At 45.3% G+C, this 13,024-nt stretch carries 14 protein-coding genes; 13 read left to right on the forward strand and 1 reads right to left on the reverse strand.

What is annotated here, in order from left to right:
• Window positions 1–78 precede the first annotated feature (78 nt).
• The 6 genes from truA (at window position 79) to purF (ending at window position 6,016) form a co-directional block, all read left to right on the forward strand.
• On the forward strand, window positions 79–873 hold the full coding sequence (gene truA, locus VJL_RS13845) for a tRNA pseudouridine(38-40) synthase TruA (RefSeq protein ID WP_038871331.1): 795 nt from the start codon (window positions 79–81) through the stop codon (window positions 871–873).
• A 195-nt stretch (window positions 874–1,068) separates the two neighbouring features.
• On the forward strand, window positions 1,069–1,995 hold the full coding sequence (accD, locus tag VJL_RS13850) for an acetyl-CoA carboxylase, carboxyltransferase subunit beta (RefSeq protein ID WP_038871328.1): 927 nt from the start codon (window positions 1,069–1,071) through the stop codon (window positions 1,993–1,995).
• 46 nt (window positions 1,996–2,041) lie between these two features.
• Window positions 2,042–3,304 (forward strand): bifunctional tetrahydrofolate synthase/dihydrofolate synthase, encoded by a 1,263-nt coding sequence (folC, locus tag VJL_RS13855; RefSeq protein ID WP_038878781.1) that lies wholly within the window; start codon window positions 2,042–2,044, stop codon window positions 3,302–3,304.
• 14 nt (window positions 3,305–3,318) lie between these two features.
• Window positions 3,319–3,912, forward strand: a complete 594-nt coding sequence (locus VJL_RS13860; protein WP_038871324.1) for an SPOR domain-containing protein — start codon at window positions 3,319–3,321, stop codon at window positions 3,910–3,912.
• 61 nt (window positions 3,913–3,973) lie between these two features.
• Complete coding sequence (locus VJL_RS13865) at window positions 3,974–4,465, forward strand: CvpA family protein (RefSeq protein ID WP_005432921.1); 492 nt, start codon at window positions 3,974–3,976, stop codon at window positions 4,463–4,465.
• A gap of 36 nt (window positions 4,466–4,501) precedes the next feature.
• Complete coding sequence (gene purF, locus VJL_RS13870) at window positions 4,502–6,016, forward strand: amidophosphoribosyltransferase (protein ID WP_038871321.1); 1,515 nt, start codon at window positions 4,502–4,504, stop codon at window positions 6,014–6,016.
• A 69-nt stretch (window positions 6,017–6,085) separates the two neighbouring features.
• Here purF and VJL_RS13875 read toward each other — a convergent pair whose 3' ends face one another.
• Window positions 6,086–6,961, reverse strand: a complete 876-nt coding sequence (locus VJL_RS13875; RefSeq protein WP_038871318.1) for a LysR family transcriptional regulator — start codon at window positions 6,959–6,961, stop codon at window positions 6,086–6,088.
• 285 nt (window positions 6,962–7,246) lie between these two features.
• Here VJL_RS13875 and VJL_RS13880 point away from each other — a divergent pair, with 285 nt between their 5' ends.
• From VJL_RS13880 to recR, 7 genes are all read left to right on the forward strand, one after another.
• Window positions 7,247–8,353 carry a response regulator gene (locus VJL_RS13880; RefSeq protein WP_038878783.1) on the forward strand — a complete coding sequence of 369 codons (1,107 nt, stop codon included), beginning with the start codon at window positions 7,247–7,249 and terminating at the stop codon, window positions 8,351–8,353.
• 249 nt (window positions 8,354–8,602) lie between these two features.
• Window positions 8,603–8,734 carry a hypothetical protein gene (locus VJL_RS30205; RefSeq protein ID WP_005380608.1) on the forward strand — a complete coding sequence of 44 codons (132 nt, stop codon included), beginning with the start codon at window positions 8,603–8,605 and terminating at the stop codon, window positions 8,732–8,734.
• A gap of 15 nt (window positions 8,735–8,749) precedes the next feature.
• Window positions 8,750–9,154, forward strand: a complete 405-nt coding sequence (locus VJL_RS13890) for a YbaN family protein (protein ID WP_038871313.1) — start codon at window positions 8,750–8,752, stop codon at window positions 9,152–9,154.
• Between the two features lie 166 nt (window positions 9,155–9,320).
• Complete coding sequence (gene apt / locus VJL_RS13895; protein WP_038871311.1) at window positions 9,321–9,866, forward strand: adenine phosphoribosyltransferase; 546 nt, start codon at window positions 9,321–9,323, stop codon at window positions 9,864–9,866.
• A gap of 8 nt (window positions 9,867–9,874) precedes the next feature.
• Entirely contained in the window at window positions 9,875–12,046 is a 2,172-nt protein-coding gene (gene dnaX, locus VJL_RS13900) for a DNA polymerase III subunit gamma/tau (protein ID WP_038878784.1), read from the forward strand.
• Between the two features lie 82 nt (window positions 12,047–12,128).
• Entirely contained in the window at window positions 12,129–12,458 is a 330-nt protein-coding gene (locus tag VJL_RS13905) for a YbaB/EbfC family nucleoid-associated protein (RefSeq protein WP_005380618.1), read from the forward strand.
• Between the two features lie 30 nt (window positions 12,459–12,488).
• The coding region (gene recR, locus VJL_RS13910) for a recombination mediator RecR (RefSeq protein ID WP_038878787.1) at window positions 12,489–13,024 on the forward strand (536 nt) is incomplete at its 3' end.

Raw genomic sequence — 13,024 nt, forward strand, 5'->3', positions numbered from 1 at the left:
AGCAAATGCTGCCCATTTTTGTATCTGGAAGGACTTACGTATATACTTCCCGCCCCATTTTAGAGTTCGAAGGTTAAAATGAGAATCGCATTAGGTATCGAGTATAACGGTACAAATTACTTTGGTTGGCAACGCCAAAGAGAAGTGAAAAGTGTCCAAGAAGCGCTGGAAAAAGCACTTTCTGTAGTAGCAAATCACCCTGTAGAAGTTCAGTGCGCTGGTCGTACCGATGCAGGTGTACACGGCACAGGACAAGTTGTTCACTTCGACACCAATGTAAATCGAAAAATGGTTGCTTGGACAATGGGCGCAAATGCGAACATGCCAAGTGATATCGCTGTCCGCTGGGCGGTAGAAGTACCTGATGACTTCCATGCACGATTCTCAGCGACGGCGCGTCGATACCGCTACATCATCTTCAATCACGCATTGCGTCCTGGCATCTTAAATTCTGGAGTGAGCCATTATCACGGTGACTTGGATGAAAAGAAAATGCACGAAGCAGGACAATACTTGCTTGGTGAGAATGACTTCAGTTCATTTCGTGCAGCACACTGCCAATCGTTGAGCCCTTGTCGAAATATGATGCACTTGAACGTGACTCGACATGGTGACTACGTCATTATCGATATTAAAGCGAACGCTTTTGTTCACCACATGGTGCGTAACATTACAGGCAGTTTGATTAAAGTGGGTCGTGGCGAAGAAAAGCCTGAATGGATCAAGTCACTTTTAGAAGCAAAAGACCGCAAATTAGCGGGTGCAACGGCCAAGGCTGAAGGTTTGTATTTGGTTGATGTGGACTACCCAGAAGCGTTTGGATTACCACAAGTGCCGATCGGTCCGCTATTTTTACCGGATAATTTGAACTAAATTTGCGAATTTGTTTCAAATTATCGGTAGTTTAGACTGGAAATGCGCAGAAACTATGCGTTATTAATGATATCAAAAATAGGTACAACCAGTTTTTTATCTACAGTCGCGGCAAGATATGTTTTAATCCATCCGCAATATTCCGAATTTATATCTTTCGCAATGAAGCGGAAGAATTGAGAGAAAAGGTCTTCCATGAGTTGGCTTGAAAAGATTTTAGAAAAAAGCAACCTAGTAAGTTCACGCAAAGCTTCTATCCCTGAAGGCGTGTGGACGAAATGTACCTCTTGTGAGCAGGTTCTTTACCATGCTGAACTTGAGCGTAACCTAGAAGTTTGTCCTAAGTGTAATCACCACATGCGGATGAAAGCACGTCGTCGTCTAGAAACATTCTTAGATGAAGGTGAGCGTGTAGAGCTAGGCACAGAGCTTGAGCCACAGGACAAACTGAAATTTAAAGATTCTAAGCGCTACAAAGAGCGTATCTCTGCTGCTCAAAAGAACAGTGGCGAGAAAGACGCATTGGTGGTTATGCAGGGTGAACTGCTTGGTATGCCATTGGTAGCGTGTGCGTTTGAATTCTCTTTCATGGGTGGTTCAATGGGTTCCGTTGTTGGTGCTCGTTTCGTGAAAGCAGTTGACGCCGCAATTGAAAACAATTGTGCACTGGTGTGTTTCTCTGCAAGTGGTGGTGCGCGTATGCAAGAGGCGTTAATGTCTCTAATGCAAATGGCGAAAACCAGTGCAGCGCTTGAGCGTTTGTCAGAAAAAGGCCTACCATTCATTTCGGTACTGACTGACCCAACAATGGGTGGTGTATCGGCAAGTTTGGCGATGCTAGGTGACATCAACATTGGTGAACCTAAAGCATTGATCGGTTTCGCTGGCCGTCGTGTAATCGAGCAAACAGTACGCGAAGATCTTCCTGAAGGCTTCCAGCGTAGTGAGTTCCTGCTAGAGCACGGTGCGATTGACATGATCGTTGACCGTCGTGAAATGCGTCAACGTGTGGGTGGTCTGATCGCTAAGATGACTAACCACAAGTCTCCGATGGTGGTTTCCGTTAACGAATCTCCAAATGAAGAGCCATATTCTGTACCAGAAGCGGACGAAAAAGGGTAAAGTATCAACTAACATAAAAACCAAAGAAATTAATGGTTAAAGTTAGATGATACAAAACGCAATTCCTCAAGCCACATCCACTCTAACGATGTGGCTTGATTATTTAACAAATCTCCACACATCAGCTATCGACCTCGGCTTAGACCGCGTTCAAGCGGTAGCGAAAAAAGCCAACCTCACCAAACCAGCCCCTACTGTGATTACTGTTGCCGGCACCAATGGCAAGGGTTCGACGTGCGCGTTGATGGAAGCGATTCTATTAGATGCCGGCTACTCAGTCGGAGTTTACAGTTCACCTCACCTTATTCGCTACAACGAGCGTGTTCGTATTAACGGTGTAGATGCAGAAGATCGTACACACTGCGAAGCATTCGATTATATCGAGCAACAACGTGGTGATATTAGCCTAAGCTTGTTTGAATTCGGTACGTTGGCTGCACTTCGTATTTTCCAAGTTGAAAAAGTGGACGTGGTGTTGTTAGAAGTTGGCCTTGGTGGTCGATTAGATGCAACAAATGTCGTAGATCATGATGTCTCTGTTATTACCAGCTTGGCTATCGACCATGTGGATTGGCTAGGTGATGACATCAATGTAATTGGCTTTGAGAAAGCGGGTATCTACCGTACTGGTAAACCTGCGATTTGTGGCCAACCGACGCCGCCAGCAACCGTTGCTGCGCACGCTGATGACATTCAAGCTGAGTTCTTCCAAGTTGGCATCCAGTTCGATTACCAATTGACTGAGAAAGGTTGGAAGTGGACCAGTGGAGCGTTTGGCCTAGACGACCTTCCATTGCCTTCTCTGCCCTTACCGAATGCAGCAACTGCTCTGATGGCACTTGGCGCTTCAGAATTGCAAATCACTGACATTAATATCGTTAATGGCTTGAATAATGCTCGCCTAGCTGGCCGAATGCAGGTTTTGCAAACGGAACCAGACATTGTGCTTGATGTGGCGCACAATCCTCACTCTGCAGAATACTTGGTAGAGAAGGTGAAGCACCAATACGTGAATAAAAACATCCATGTCGTGGTGGCAATGCTGCACGATAAAGACATCAAGGCAACAATTGAAGTATTAGCGCCAATTGCAACCCAATGGTACCCAGCATCACTGACTGGCCCTCGCGCGGCAACTGCCGACGAGTTATGTCAATATTTACCCGAAGGCCAGATTCAGTTCCAAACTCCAGTAGAGGCATTTGAGAGGGCGAAAACTCATGCGGCTCATGATGATGTCATTTTGGTGGTGGGTTCATTCCACACAGTGGGTGAAGTGTTGGAGTATTGGCAATCAAATAATGAGTAATCAAAGGTAATTTGATGGCAAGTAAATTTCAAAGTCGTTTAGTCGGCACCATCATTCTAGTGGCGGTGGGGGTCATCGTGCTTCCAGACGTACTGGATGGTAAGAAACTGCACTATAAAGAAGAGTTTGCCAGTATTCCTATCAAACCTGAACTTGATAGCGATGTGGAGAACTTCGAAATACTAGAGCCTGTTGAAGACGACGTTTCATTACCGGAATCTCCGGTAACTGCAACAGTGAATGAATCTCAAGAGCCTCAAGTCGCGGTTTCTCAGCCAGAACCAGAGTCAGTTTCTCAGCCAGAAGAAGTCAAACAACCTGAACAGGTTGAAGTTGCCGTTCGTCCGGTTGAAGAAAAAAATCAATATGAAGATTCAGCCTGGATCATTCAGTTGATGGCACTAAAAAATCATGAAAATGCGGTTGCACTTGTAGAGGATCTTCAGAAGCGTGGCTACCAAGCTCATGTAAAAAAAGAGACAGCCTTTACTCGAGTAATTGTTGGTCCTGATGTGTCAAAAAGTAAACTTGAACGACAGGTCAAGGAATTACAAAAAATTACAGGCTCAAAAGGTCAATTGCTTAAATTTAAGCCATTAAATCCATAAGAAAACGTTTGCGTCAGCATTTTTTCTGTTAAAATGCGCGCCAACTTAAGATGAAGAAAACATGAATTGGTTAGATTTTGTCATTTTAGGTGTGATCGGATTTTCAGCTCTGATCAGTTTAGTTCGCGGTTTTGCTAAAGAAGCTTTGTCTTTGGTGATTTGGTTTGGAGCATTTTTTATCTCCAGTAATTACTACGCCAAATTGGCGGTGTATTTCACCAACATCGAAGATGAAATGTTTCGTAACGGAGCCGCAATAGCGGCGTTATTCGTCGCTACCTTAGTGGTTGGTGCAGTGGTGAATTACGTCATTGGTCAACTGGTACAAAAAACAGGGCTATCAGGAACCGATCGAATTCTCGGTGTGGTGTTTGGTGGTTTACGCGGAGTACTGATTGTTTCTGCGGTGCTGTTTTTTATGGATGCGTTTACTGCATTCCCAAGCTCGGATTGGTGGAAAGAGTCACAGTTGGTCCCAGAGTTCAGCCGTATCATCGCCCCATTCTTCGAGCACTTAAAAGCAACATCAAGTTTTCTGTCTGGCACTATCTAGTAGTGCCAGCTACTGTCGCAAATCGAGGATTAGGACATGTGTGGTATTGTTGGAATCGTGGGCACAACGCCTGTAAACCAGTCTATTTATGACGCGTTAACGGTGTTACAGCATCGTGGCCAAGATGCCGCTGGTATTTGTACCATAGAAAGCAATCGTTTTCGTCTGCGTAAGGCGAACGGTTTAGTGAAGGATGTGTTCGAAGCAAGACACATGCAACGCTTACAAGGTGAGGTTGGTATCGGTCATGTTCGTTACCCAACCGCAGGCAGTTCAAGTGCCTCTGAAGCTCAACCTTTCTACGTAAACTCTCCTTTCGGTATTACACTTGCCCACAATGGTAATTTGACTAACGCTCATGAAGTTCGTCAAAAACTGTTTGAAAAAGACCGCCGTCATATCAATACGACTTCAGATTCTGAAGTGCTTCTGAATGTACTCGCTCACGAAATCGATACAGTAAAAGGCAATGTGACAGCTGACGATGTCTTCCGTGCGGTTACGAATGTTCACCGTACGATCCGCGGTGCTTATGCTGTTGCTGCGATGATTATTGGCCACGGTATGATTGCGTTTCGCGACCCACATGGTATCCGCCCTTTATGTTTAGGTAAGCGTGAAGTGAACGGAAGAACAGAATACATGGTGGCGTCAGAGTCAGTGGCGTTAGATGCTGTTGGTTTTGATTTTGTTCGCGATGTCGCTCCTGGTGAAGCGATTTACGCAACGTTTGATGGTGAACTATTTACGAAACAATGTGGCGACAATCCAAAACTGAATCCGTGTATCTTTGAATTCGTTTACTTTGCACGTCCGGACTCTTTCATCGACAAGATTTCTGTATACAGTGCTCGTGTTGAGATGGGTAAAAAGCTTGGCGAGCGTATTCGTGAAGATTACGCAGAATTGGATATCGACGTGGTTATTCCTATTCCTGAAACGTCTTGCGATATTGCTCTACAAATTGCCCAAGCTATTGATAAACCTTACCGTCAAGGCTTTGTGAAAAACCGTTACGTAGGTCGTACTTTCATTATGCCGGGTCAGCAACAGCGTAAGAAATCGGTGCGCCGCAAACTAAACGCGATTCGTTCTGAATTTAAAGGTAAGAATGTCCTGCTTGTGGATGACTCTATTGTTCGCGGTACAACATCAGAGCAGATCATTGAGATGGCTCGTGACTCTGGCGCAAACAAGGTGTTTATGGTCTCGGCGGCACCAGAAGTACGTTTCCCGAATGTTTACGGTATCGATATGCCAAGTGCAACAGAGTTGATTGCTCATGGCCGCGATAACGAAACCATCTGTAAGCAAATTGGTGCTGACGCGCTTATTTACCAACGCTTGGATGATTTGGTTGAAGCAGTTGGTTTAGGCAATCAAGACATCACTCAGTTCGATACATCAGTATTTAACGGTGAATATGTGACGGGTGACATCGACCAACAATACCTCGACTTCCTTGATGGTTTACGTAACGATGATGCAAAGACACAAGCAGAAATTCAGCAAGATCTTGCTAATCTAGAACTGCATAACGAAGGCGCTTAATCTGCCCGAAAATCCAAGACATAAAAAAACCAGAGCTCGCGCTCTGGTTTTTTGTATCTGCTATCGAGTTTAGTGAATGTTGTAAGCGATCACGAAGTCGATAAAAAGACGCACTTTCTCAGGAAGGTGGTCTTTGTGATTGTACAGCATGTAGATGTCGCGCGGGTTAGCGCTCCAATCTGGTAATACACGCAGTAGATCGCCACTTTCAATATACTCTTTGATCATCACGTCAGGCATTAATGTAATCCCCAACCCTTCAGAGCAAGAGCTACGCACGACATTCAGTGCATTGGCTTGAAAACGACCACGTTCTGCATTCACCACAGACTCTCCCTTGCTGTTGATTAGTGTCCACTTGATCAGTGGGTAGCCTTTCAGCAAAGAATGGTTAGAGAGCTCTTCAGCGTGGTTTGGTGCCGGATTTGCGGCGAGATAGTCAGGACTTGCGACCAGAATATCCTTTACTTCACCAATTTTACGGGCGATCAAGCTTGAGTCACGCTGTGGTCCAACGCGGAAAATCACGTCCCACTCGGTAGGATCAAGTTGATCGGCGTTGTTTTCTGTCGTCAGCTCGATGTTGATGTCAGGATACTGCTTCATGAACCCATTAAACATAGGCATCATCATGCGCTTAGTCAGGTTGTACGGTGCAGAAATCTTAATCTTGCCCGATGCGCCACGACAGTCATCCGTAATCTCCTCAGCTGTCGATGTTAGGCGTTGTAGCAGAGGTGAGCATTCATGGTAAAAGCGTTCTCCGGCCTCGGTCAGAGAAAGCTTACGCGCATGACGGTTCAGCAATCGAAGATTGACAGAGTCTTCTAGCGCTTGAATGCGTCGGGTGATGGTTGCCACCGGAATCATGGTTTTTCGCGAAGTTGCGGTATAGCTCCCATTTTCGACAACCAATCGAAACAGGTTTAGATCATCTAATTTCATATTTCCAGACACATTAAACTACCGTTTATGGCTAATTTATAATTAACTTTGTGATCAAAGTTTGCTTTAAGTCAACATGTTGCGTCATTTGAACACAGCAAGGCTCCCTGAGTAAATACTGATAGACCATGGAATATTTGTATAAACGTCAATTTCAGGCTACGGTTTATAACAAGGTGAAAGGGCCTGATGTCTTGCTGCATAACGTTTTGTAAGATGTGAATACAACAAAAATAACGACATATAAATTTGTTTTTTTGACTGAGCTTTGTGAGGTGCAAAGGTATGTTTAAGACTCACAGTCAAACGGCAATGGTCTCGGCGCAGGAAGTGGTCAATCATAAACTCATCATGTTAGTGGACGATGATCCGATATTTCGTAGCGTGACTAATGCCTATTTGGAAAGTCAGGGTTTTAAGGTGGTCGAAGCAGAAAACGGCCTAGAGGCGCTTCAACAACTAAGGGAATGCCAACCTGATTTGGTCTTATGTGATTTATCCATGCCCGTGTTGGACGGGATAGAATTTGTCGAGGAAGTTAGCTTAGAGTATCCGTCTATGCCACTGATTGTTGTGTCTGGAACGGATGAGATGTCTGACGTCGCGAAAGCGCTTCGTTTTGGTATTAAAGATTTCTTACCTAAACCAATAGGAAACTATCAACATCTATCTCAGGCGATCGACAACACGCTTGAGGAATCAGACTGTCACTACTCTGACCATCGAGATTTTTCGAGCCAATGGTTTAGGGTTGATGACGGTGGGGAAATGCCAGACGATCAAGAACTGCACTGGCACCTAGAATATCTACAACAACATCCAAATGCAGCAAGAGACTTGCTACACGCTTTATTGCCAGAAAAAGACGCATCACAAGGTGATTGGAAATGCTCTTATCGTTTATTGCAATCAACCGACGTTATGCCTTTAGTGTTTGATTACCGTTGGCTGATGAACGGGCAATTTGCCTTTTATCTCGTTGATTCAGCGTCATCAGCGCACGATGGTGTGGCAACAACGCTGCTGGTGCGTGCTTTGTTTGATGACTACTTACGTAACTTAAATAGTTTTAGTGCAGACCTGAAAGACATGGTCGACATTATTGAAAAAGGTATTCAGTGCTCTGATAGTACCGGTGCCGTAAATGCCGTTTTCGGTGTCGCAGATCTTGCTTCATCTTCTGTCTCAATACTACCAGCGGGTTTGGATAGTCAGTGGTCAGACGGCCATTCAAATCAGCACATAGCCGCTGGTAATCAATTAGGTGACGGCAGTATGAAAAACTTCATCACCCGAGACTTACCAATCAGCACTAACGGGCAGCTTTCAATTGGTTGTCTTGGGACATCCAGCTTTAGCCTCAATATGGTTCGTCTGAATCGATTGATATAACGAGCAGCAGGTAAAAACATAGATACATCAATAAAAGCAGCGTCCATTACGCTGCTTTTTTATTTCTAGCTGCTTGGCTTCGAACTAATGATACTTCGCTTTATAACCCTACTTTTTGTTGGTGTTTAGCGTTAATTGTTTAAGGTATAGTCATCGCTTAAAACAATAATGACCCATTTATGCAACGATAATTTAACGATGTAAGGTGGGGGAAGCGAAGTCAACTCAACTCTAGTGAGAAGAAACATCATGGCAGACAAAGATTTTAAAGAGCCTTATAATATTTTTTACTTTTTAGGTTTCATTGCAGTCCTTTTGATCCCAACTTTACCTGCAACGTTAACCTGGCTTCGTGTAATGAATGGTTACGCGGGCTTTTAATTTAGCGTTAGTTTATTGGAGTCCACCATTCGTATTAAGCGTTACCTTTTCAATATAGCTGGTGGACTCTGCATGCTGCTTGGCATTGCCGGCATCGTTCTTCCTCTTCTTCCTACCACACCTTTTATTCTTTTAGCGAGTGCCTGTTTCATGCGAGGCAGCCCTGCGTTTCATCGTTGGCTGCATGAACATAAAACGTTTGGACCTTTACTCGAAAACTGGCATAAACACCGAGCAGTCACACGCAAAGTGAAACAACGTGGCGCGGTCTTCATCGTACTCAGTTTTACTTTCTCCATCATTGTCGCTCCAATGGTTTGGGTAAAAATTGCGCTTTTAGTGATGCTAATCGTTTTACTGAGTTGGTTTATGCGTCTCCCTGTGACTGAGTTGGTTGCTGACCGAGAAGAAAATCACTAAGATTGTAGAGAATAGTGTGCCCGCTCTTCGAGTGGGCGTTTGTATTTTCAGCGCTTGTGACTTTTACGAAAGTAAGCACATAGTGATGAAAACCTATTGTTTGTTGCCCTCATATATACTGCGATTAGAACAGAGGGTGATGAGCCAATCTAAGTAAATCGGTATTATGACTACAGAAACAATCTCACTGATCAAATCTAGCATCAAAAGCATCGAAGATTACCCGAAACCAGGCATTCTTTTCCGCGACGTAACCAGCCTTCTTGAGGACGCGAAAGCGTATCAAGCGACAATCAATCTTTTGGTTGAGCGCTACAAAGATATGGGTTTCACGAAAGTTGTGGGTACAGAAGCTCGTGGTTTCTTGTTTGGTGCACCACTAGCACTAGAACTGGGTGTTGGTTTTGTCCCTGTGCGTAAGCCAGGCAAACTGCCTCGTCCCACTGTGGCTCAATCCTACGAGCTTGAATATGGTGTTGATACGCTAGAAATCCATACTGATGCGATCGTAGAAGGCGATAAAGTATTGGTTGTAGATGATCTACTTGCTACGGGCGGTACGATCGAAGCAACAACAAAGCTTATCCGTCAACTAGGCGGTGAAGTAGAGCACGCTGCATTCGTTATCAACCTGCCAGAAATTGGTGGTGATAAGCGCCTAGAAGGTCTAGGTCTGAACGTATACAGCATTTGCGAGTTTGAAGGACACTAATACATTCAATGAGTTATTTAGCTTTAGCGCGAAAATGGCGTCCGAATAAGTTTGACCAAGTCGTAGGGCAAAGCCATGTCCTTACGGCTCTGGAAAACGCGTTGGCGCAAAATCGCTTACACCATGCGTATCTCTTCAGCGGTACGCGAGGCGTTGGTAAAACATCGATCGGCCGACTGTTTGCTAAGGGCCTGAACTGTGAAACAGGTATTACCGCTAACCCTTGTGGTGAGTGTGATACTTGTCGTGAGATTGATGAAGGTCGCTTTGTTGACCTACTAGAGATCGACGCGGCTTCTCGTACTAAAGTTGAAGACACTCGTGAACTATTAGATAACGTTCAATACAAGCCCGCTCGCGGACGTTTTAAAGTGTACCTCATTGATGAGGTACACATGCTTTCGCGTCACTCTTTCAATGCGCTGTTAAAAACGTTGGAAGAGCCGCCAGAGTATGTGAAGTTCTTGTTGGCTACGACGGATCCACAAAAACTGCCGGTAACGATTCTGTCGCGCTGTTTACAGTTCCACCTTAAGCCAATCAGTGTTGATGACATTCATCAGCAACTTGACCATATTTTGGAAAAAGAACAAGTCTCTGCAGAAGCAAGAGCACTTGGCATGATCTCGCATGCTGCAGATGGCAGTATGCGTGATGCACTGAGCTTAACTGACCAAGCTATCGCCCTAGGTAACGGCACGATTCAGACCGATATCGTTAGCCACATGCTTGGTACGATTGATACTGACCAAGCGATTCATTTGCTGGAATCGGTCAGCAGTAAGCAGCCGCAACAGGCGATGGACAAAATCCAACAACTTGCATCAAACGGTGTTGAGTGGGATGGATTGCTACAACAATTGGCATCCCAGCTTCACCGCGTCGCGATGTACCAAGCTCTGCCATCGACCTTAGATCAGACTCAACCTGATGCTGAAAAAATCGAATTATTGAGTAAAGCGTTAACACCACAAGATGTTCAGCTTTACTACCAAATTGCTTTAAAAGGCCGTGAAGACCTAACGTTGTCACCGAATGGTCGCGTTGGGATGGAAATGATCGTTTTGCGCATGATGGCATTCCGTCCATCTGCAAGTAACAGCGCCACCGTCATCTCAACCTCATCGCAGACACAAGGCTTGCCTGCGCAAAGTGCAGTGCAAACACAAGCAGTATCGGTGGCAAAACCGCAAGCGCCAGTTCAGCAAGCACCTGTACAGCAAACGCAAAGTCAGCCTAGACCAAGCCAGTTAGCGCCGAATATGGCGTCACAACCGCTGTCTCAGGCAGCACAGCAGCCGACGAATGAAGCACCATCATACCAACCTGAATATCAAGGTGGTTATGATATGGCTCCGCCACAGTATGACATGGCACCACCAATGAGTGAGAATCCTGTGCCTACACAGCAGGTTCCTCAACAAGCTCAACCTATGTCAGAGAATGCGCCAGCGCCTGCTCGAGGTAATTTGAGTGGTCTTCGTCATCAATTGCGCTCGCAACGCCAGGGTCAGCAACAGGCGACGACGCAAAATGGTGGCCCAAAAAAGCCTAACGCGACATCTGCTCAAAAAGAGTCGGTCATTGACCGTCTAGCGCAATTGCATGGCAATTCCGCGCAGGTGTCGCTACCATCCTCTTCTCAAGCGGAACAACCTGTCATTGAGGATGAAGCATATCGTTGGCGTCCAACCAAGCAACCGGTTGAAACAAAAACGAATACGCAACTGACACCTACGCAGCTCAAGAAAGCTCTTGAGCACGAAAAGACGCCAGAAATGGCGCAAAAGCTTGTCGATGAATCATTGGAAAGCAGTGAGTGGGCAAAGCTGATCAGCTTAATGAATACACCCAAGCTGGTGGAGCAACTTGCATTAAACTCGCATTACAGCAAAGAAGGCTCGACAGTTTCGCTACAATTAAGAGACAGTCAGGCACACTTGAATACTGACAGAGCGCAAAGCGAGCTGTTGAACGCGTTAAATGGCGTGTTAGAACAAGAGTGCCATCTTAGTATTGATGTGGGCGAAAACGGTGAGACACCCCTTGAGCTTAGAGACAGGCTGTATCAAGAAAAATTGCAACAAGCTCTGAACAGTTTAGAAAACGATCCGCATGTTCAGTTCATCGAACGTCGTTTCGCTGCAGAGCTCGATAAAGATAGTGTAAGACCTATCTAAATTTTGAACGGAATGGGGTTGAAAACGTTCAGTGAAAACCCCATTAACAGATGCAACACCTAATTAAACCAGAGAGATAAACATGTTTGGTAAAGGCGGTATGGGCAACCTAATGAAGCAAGCCCAGCAAATGCAAGATCGCATGCAAAAGCTTCAAGAAGAAATCGCGAATATGGAAGTAACTGGCGAGTCTGGTGCTGGTCTAGTTAAAGTTACAATCACTGGTAGTCACAGTGTGCGTCGTGTTGATATTGACGAGAGTCTAATGGAAGACGACAAAGAGATGCTAGAAGATCTTATCGCTGCGGCATTCAACGATGCAGCACGTCGTGTTGAAGAAACTCAAAAAGAGAAAATGGCTTCAGTAACTGGCGGTATGCAATTACCACCAGGTATGAAAATGCCATTCTAATCTGCTGAATTCTAACTAAGCGGATTTTCAATGCGTACCAGTCATATGCTGGAACAATTGATGGAGGCCTTACGTTGTCTACCTGGGGTTGGCCCCAAGTCGGCGCAGCGTATGGCCTTTCATTTGTTACAGCGTGATAGAAAAGGCGGTCTGCAACTGGCAGATGCGCTGAGTCAGTCAATGACAGAAATTGGTCATTGCACCGAGTGCCGTACCTTCACTGAAGAAGACGTTTGCCATATTTGTACGAACCCAAAGCGCCAAGAAAATGGCCAAATTTGTGTAGTAGAAAGTCCAGCAGACATCGCGGCAGTAGAAGCGACAGGTCAATACTCGGGTCGATACTTTGTACTAATGGGGCACTTATCACCACTGGACGGAATTGGTCCAAGTGATATTGGTCTTGATGTACTGGATTACCGTCTGCGTCGCGGTGATGTTTCTGAAGTGATCCTTGCAACCAATCCAACGGTTGAAGGGGAAGCAACAGCGCATTACATCGCGGAGCTGTGTAAAGAACACCAAGTGGATGCAAGCCGTATCGCGCACGGTGTACCAGTGGGGGG

It is taken from the genome of Vibrio jasicida CAIM 1864 = LMG 25398 (genome assembly GCF_000400365.1).
Lineage (GTDB): Bacteria > Pseudomonadota > Gammaproteobacteria > Enterobacterales > Vibrionaceae > Vibrio > Vibrio jasicida.